At 60.2% G+C, this 4,959-nt stretch carries 5 protein-coding genes; 1 reads left to right on the top strand and 4 read right to left on the bottom strand.

Features of this window, described 5'->3' with window-relative positions; translation table 11 throughout:
* Positions 1–632: 632 nt before the first annotated feature.
* The 3 genes from ACEK02_RS23240 to ACEK02_RS23230 all read right to left on the bottom strand — a co-directional run bounded on the left by ACEK02_RS23240 (position 633) and on the right by ACEK02_RS23230 (position 3,263).
* Positions 633–1,190 carry a PAN domain-containing protein gene (locus tag ACEK02_RS23240; protein WP_371423903.1) on the bottom strand — a complete coding sequence of 186 codons (558 nt, stop codon included), beginning with the start codon at positions 1,188–1,190 and terminating at the stop codon, positions 633–635.
* A gap of 107 nt (positions 1,191–1,297) precedes the next feature.
* Positions 1,298–2,668 carry a glutamate--cysteine ligase gene (locus ACEK02_RS23235; protein ID WP_371423902.1) on the bottom strand — a complete coding sequence of 457 codons (1,371 nt, stop codon included), beginning with the start codon at positions 2,666–2,668 and terminating at the stop codon, positions 1,298–1,300.
* 94 nt (positions 2,669–2,762) lie between these two features.
* The gene (locus ACEK02_RS23230; RefSeq protein WP_371423901.1) at positions 2,763–3,263 is read right to left on the bottom strand and encodes a MarR family winged helix-turn-helix transcriptional regulator; all 501 of its coding nucleotides are present in this window, start codon (positions 3,261–3,263) and stop codon (positions 2,763–2,765) included.
* 125 nt (positions 3,264–3,388) lie between these two features.
* Between ACEK02_RS23230 and gstA the strand changes: the two genes are divergently transcribed.
* A complete protein-coding gene (gene gstA / locus ACEK02_RS23225) occupies positions 3,389–4,003 on the top strand; it encodes a glutathione transferase GstA (RefSeq protein ID WP_371423900.1) in 615 nt (204 codons plus the stop codon).
* A 107-nt stretch (positions 4,004–4,110) separates the two neighbouring features.
* Here gstA and ACEK02_RS23220 read toward each other — a convergent pair.
* The coding region (locus ACEK02_RS23220; protein ID WP_371423899.1) for a 3-hydroxyacyl-CoA dehydrogenase family protein at positions 4,111–4,959 on the bottom strand (849 nt) is incomplete at its 5' end.

The following is a 4,959-nucleotide window of genomic DNA, read 5'->3' as shown; positions in this document are numbered from 1 at the left end:
CAAGGACTCCGCCGTCCACGTTTCTCTTTCTTCAATTTAACTTGTCAAACAGCCCAACGCCGAAGCATTGCCCTCCCCAGTAGGGAGAAAATTTCGTTCTGATCATTCCTAGTGGAAGTCATCAGGCTGCGTCTCGAAAGACTGTGTGCAGCGCCCCGAAGGGAGTGAACCTATAGGCCGGGGCTTCGAGAGACGCAACAGCTTTTTTGAAAAAAATGCGACGCAGCAAAATTATTCGATGTTTCTTTTCATGCGCGCGCGATCGCACGATGCAATTCTCGCAATTACCCACAAGCGCGACACGCGGAAACGCCTTTGTTTACGGGCCTTGCGGCCCTTCGGCCGATATGCGCGCGGAAATCTTCGCGTCGAGCATGATCAAATGCACTCGGTGTGCTTTTGCGTTGCTGCATCGATCACACGTCGCGTCGCACGCGATGCTGCGCATTTTAATGAAGATGCGTTTTGCGGCTGCAGTGCGCCCGCAGAGTTCTGCCACATATATGGCAAGCCACATCGGCGGATAGAATGTCGCGTTAATCGCTGATCGGAAGTCGGCAAGGACACAATGTCTGGGTGCCCGCAGACACGAAAGCACAAGGGCTAAGCTTCCTTGTCCCTGTCGCCACGCGTTACCGCACCACGCCCGAGATAAATCCCGGTTTGCGGCGCGGCGGCTTGATGTCGTTCTTCAGGAAACACCGGGCGTTCTTGCCGGCATAGCCGGGGCGCGCAAAGGTCCACGCGCGGCATTTGTTGTCGCCCTCGCAGGCATCGCGACAGGCGTCACCACGCTCGGCCTTGTCGTCATTCTTGACCTCGAACGAGCGATAATCGCCGCCAAAACGATCGGTCGACGTTTCTACGGGACCAGTGCGGGGCTCGATGACGCCGGCACCACGCACGCCGGAGACGCAGCAATAGCTCTCGATCCGCGGCGGCACCTTGTCTTTCAGCCAGCACACCGCGTTTTCGGAATTGTCGCTTGGATAATTGAAGCTCCAGGCGCGGCACTTCTTGTCGCGCTCGCAGATCAGCGCGCATTCGGCGGGATCACCGGACTGCGAGACCGAACGCGAATAGTCCCCGCCAGGCCGATCGAAATTGGTTTGCGCCCGGACAGGCGTCACGGCTGCCAGCAACAGCATGGCGAAGGCTGTCAGACACGCTCTGAGCAGATTCCTCGACATGCAGGATGACTTTCAGCGGTTTGCAAACGGCGTCAGAAGAACGCCATTGGAACGCCGGTCACCTGTACCGCTGATGAACGGATTTTCAGCTTCCCCAAGCCGCTGATCTAGAAGCAGTATTCCTTATAGGCCGGTGCCACCGAGCCATCCCAGGCGCCATGAAACCTGTCAAGCATCTGCTCGGCCGGAGTCTTGCCGGAATCCAGGATCTGATCGAGCGCCTCCAGGTGGCGGGACTCGTCGCGTCCATGCGCATCGAGGTTGCCGCGGCGGCGCAGGCCGCCATGAGCGAGAAGAAGACACTCCTTGGCGATCTCGAACAGATAGCGATCCTTGATCTTCGCCTTGAAACCCAATTTCGGCACGTCATCGCGCAACGCCTGACGCTCCTGGGCGGTCCAGTGCTTGACGATGTCCCAGGCAGCATCGAGTGCGCCATCGTCGTAAAGCAGCCCGACCCAGAAGGCCGACAATGCCGGCAAGCGATCCGACGGCACGCCATCGGCGCCCCGCATTTCGAGATAGCGCTTCAGGCGGACTTCCGGGAAAATCGTCGAGAGATGATTGGCCCAATCCGACAGAGTGGGCCTTTCGCCGGGCATCTTTTCATTCTTGCCCGCGAAGAAATCGCGAAACGACGAGCCGGACACGTCGATGTAAGTGTCGCCGCGCTTGACGAAATACATGGGCACGTCGAGCGCGTAATCGACCCAGCGTTCGAAGCCCATGCCGGATTCAAACGCCCAGGGGATCATGCCAGAGCGGGCATTATCCGTGTCACGCCAGACTTCGGAACGGAACGACAGGAAGCCGTTGGGCTTGCCTTCAGTGAACGGGGAATTTGCGAACAATGCGGTCGCGATTGGCTGCAGCGCAACGGAAACGCGCAGCTTCTTCACCATGTCGGCTTCCGAGGAGAAGTCGAGATTGGTCTGCACCGTGCAGGTCCGGTACATCATGTCCAGGCCATACTGACCCACTTTGGGCATGTAATTGGTCATGATCTTGTAGCGGCCCTTGGGCATCACCGGGATCTGCGCACGCGACCAGGATGGGGTGAGACCGAGGCCAAGAAAGCCGATGCCCAGCGGCGTCGCCACTTCGCGCACCTGCGCCAGATGCGCCATCAGTTCGGACTGCGTCTGATGCACCGTCTCCACCGGCGCGCCGGACAATTCGAACTGGCCGCCGGGCTCCAGCGAAATCGCGCCGCCGCCCGTGACGTCATAGAGGCCGATGATATTTCCGGCTTCCATGATCGGCTCCCAGCCGAGCAGGTGCTTCATGCCGTCCAGCACCGCACCAATGCCACGTGGGCCTTCGTAAGGCACCGGATTGTGACCGCTCAGCGTGAACGGCGTCTTCTCGTGTTCGGTGCCGATGCGGAATTCCGATGGCGGCTTCACGCCCGCCGCCAGCCACGCCACGAGTTCGTCGCGCGACTGCAGCGGCGTCATATCGATTTGGTCACGCGCCATGAAAATTCCGAATGAAAAGCGCTGCAATCAGTCGCGCGCGGTGTCGGGGACGCCCGCGGCCCGTGCAGGTCGCGAACGCAGGCAAAAATTAGGTTCATCGCGCTGGCGCGGCGTCTCTGGCGGCCGGCGATGTCACTGTCGGTGCCGCTTCTTGGCATGCGCAGCCGAGCCGGTCGAGCAGGCCGCACAGTTTTGCTGCATCTGCGTCGGACAGTTTCGAGCCGACATGTTTCTCGATCGCCGTTGAATAGGCGCAGCCCATCTTCTTGTGCAACTCGCGTCCGGCCGCCGTGATCTCGACGAACAGGCCTCGCTTGTCCATCTTGCATTCGCGGCGTGCAGCCAAGCCTTCGTCGACCAGACGGTCGATCAGACGCGATGTCGAATATTGCGGTATCAGCATCTGCTTCTCAAGCTCGACCGGGCGCATCTCGCCGGTCGGTGAGCGCGACAGCTCGGCCAGCGCGTCATACCATGCGAGCGGCGGAAAGCCGGCGCGCTTGAGATCCTGCTCGACGGCGTCCAGCACCCGGCTCTGGATTCGCATCAGGCGGATCCAGGCGGCTGTCGCCTCAAGGGAAGGTTTACGTTTCATGGCTCAGTCCAAATGGTGGCGGCACCCTAGCCCACTTGATGCAGCTGCATCAATCTTGACTCTTTCATGCAGATGCATTTAGTCACCCGCGTGGTTAAACCAATGTCTTCAGGGAGGATTTTTCGATGAAGCTGTATTATTCGCCGGGCGCCTGCTCGCTCTCCCCTCATATCGCACTTCTCGAAGCCGGCCTGCCTTACGATCTCGTGAAGGTCGACCTGAAAGCCAAGAAGCTGGAAAATGGCGACGACTATCTCGCCATCAACCCGAAAGGTCAGGTACCCGCGCTCGGCCTGGACAGCGGCGAACTCCTCACCGAAGGCCCGGTCATCGTGCAGTACATCGCCGACGAGGCTGCTGCCAAGAATCTGGCGCCGGCCAATGGCAGCAATGCGCGCCGCCAGCTGCAGGAGTATCTTGGCTTCATCAATGGCGAGCTGCACAAGAATTTCAGCCCGCTGTTCCAGCCGGTGTTCGACGACGAGGTGAAGGGCTTCTTCAGAACCCGTCTGATGGGCAAGTTCAAATATCTCGATGGCCAGCTCGCGGGTAAGGATTACCTGATGGGCAAGGATTTCAGCGTCGCTGACGGCTATCTGTTCGTCATGCTGAAATGGGCCGACCGGATGAGCATCGACCTCTCCGAGTTCAAGAACCTGATGGCCTATAAGGACCGCGTCGCGGCCCGCCCGCCGGTGCAGGAAGCGCTGACCAAGGAAGGTCTGATGAAGGCGGCGTGAGCTGCAATTTCATCGGCTGAGAACGCAAAAGGCCGGATCGATGATCCGGCCTTTTTTGTCTGCCTTCTTCCCCTCCCCTTGTGGGAGAGGGTGGATCGGGCAGCGAGTTACGCCGCGGCCAGTTTCTTCGGCGGGAAGCGGCCGTAGAAGGTCTCGCCCTTGGCCGCCATCTCCTCGAGCAGCTTCGGCGGGGTGAAGCGCGAGCCGTATTTGGCTTCGAGCTTGTGGCAGAGCTCGACAAACTTCTTGGTGCCCATGAAGTCGATATAGCTCAGCGTGCCACCGGTGAACGGCGCAAAGCCGAAGCCGAGGATCGAGCCGACATCGGCTTCGCGCGGATCGACGATCACGTGATCCTCGACGGTACGCGCGGCTTCCACCGCCTGCACCACCAGGAAGCGCTGTTTCAGCTCCTCGACATCGAGCGTATCGGGATCGACCGGCTTCGGCAGCAGCGGGGCGATGCCCTTCCATAGAGCCTTCGAGCCCTTGCCCTTCGGCGGATACTCGTAGAAGCCCTTGCCGTTCTTGCGGCCGAAGCGTTCCTGCTTCTCGACCATCTCGACGATCAGCTTCTTCTGCGCCTGATCGACGGCCTGCGAACCCAGATCGGCTTCGGTGGCCTTCATGATCTTCAGCACCAGATCGAGCGCGATCTCGTCCGACAGCGACAGCGGCCCGACCGGCATGCCGGCCATCTTGGCAGTGTTCTCGATCATCGCCGGCGGCACACCTTCGAGCAGCATTTCGAGGCCTTCGGCCGTGAAGCGCAGCACGCAGCGGTTGGCGAAGAAGCCGCGGGAGTCGTTGACGACGATCGGCGTCTTGCCGATGACGCGGACATAATCCAGCGCGGTGGCCAGCGCGACGTCGCCGGTGTTCTTGCCGACGATGATCTCCACCAGCATCATCTTCTCGACCGGCGAGAAGAAGTGGATGCCGATGAACTTCGACTG

The sequence above is a fragment of the Tardiphaga sp. genome, assembly GCF_041424195.1.
Taxonomy (GTDB): Bacteria; Pseudomonadota; Alphaproteobacteria; order Rhizobiales; family Xanthobacteraceae; genus Tardiphaga.
The sequence above is the reverse complement of the archived record's forward strand: the minus strand, read 5'-3'. Positions and strand labels throughout refer to the sequence as shown.

Excerpts from the sequence above, each read along its gene's own strand:
- ACEK02_RS23240 (WP_371423903.1), bottom strand. The coding sequence starts at position 1,190 with ATGTCGAGGAATCTGCTCAGAGCGTGTCTGACAGCCTTCGCCATGCTG.
- ACEK02_RS23235 (WP_371423902.1), bottom strand. The coding sequence starts at position 2,668 with ATGGCGCGTGACCAAATCGATATGACGCCGCTGCAGTCGCGCGACGAA.
- ACEK02_RS23230 (WP_371423901.1), bottom strand. The coding sequence starts at position 3,263 with ATGAAACGTAAACCTTCCCTTGAGGCGACAGCCGCCTGGATCCGCCTG.
- gstA (WP_371423900.1), top strand. The coding sequence starts at position 3,389 with ATGAAGCTGTATTATTCGCCGGGCGCCTGCTCGCTCTCCCCTCATATC.